The organism is Vibrio sp. 1078-1, from assembly GCF_033340475.1.
On record NZ_JAWOWM010000693.1, the window covers coordinates 1 to 563 of the forward strand.

Annotated in this window: 1 protein-coding gene; it reads left to right on the top strand. The window is 48.3% G+C overall.

Annotation, left to right across the window (positions count from 1 at the left end; translation table 11 throughout):
* Positions 1 to 563, top strand: a 563-nt coding sequence (gene ccsA, locus R7190_RS29555; RefSeq protein WP_318138162.1) for a cytochrome c biogenesis protein CcsA, incomplete at both ends; no start/stop codon positions are given.

The following is a 563-nucleotide window of genomic DNA, read 5'->3' on the forward strand; positions in this document are numbered from 1 at the left end:
TGGTCACTCATTCCAACAGCCAATTGCCAACCGCTTACAAGGTTGCAGCGGCATGGGGGGGGCACCAAGGCTCCATGCTGTTTTGGGTCGTGACGCTTAGTTTATGGGCATCATACATTGCTCTTAGTTCTCCGATTAACCAATGCTACACCGCAGATTGCCTTGGCATTATGAATGTTCTGATTGCCGTTTTTGCTTGGTTTACGTTAACAACGTCTAACCCTTTTGAGTTCGCAAAAACATTGGCGGTAGAAGGACGTGATTTGAATCCAATGCTGCAGGACATCGGATTGATCATTCATCCGCCACTTTTATATTTAGGTTACGTTGGTTATTCCGCCATTTTGGCGTTTGCACTTGCGGCGTTATTAAGCAAACGGCCTGTCAATGAATGGTACTGTTGTACGCGAAAAGCCGCGTATTTTGCCTGGGGAACTCTGACTGTTGGTATCCTTGTCGGCTCTTGGTGGGCATACAATGAACTAGGCTGGGGAGGCTGGTGGTTCTGGGACCCAGTAGAAAATGCCTCTCTATTGCCGTGGTTAACAGGCACTGCACTCCTG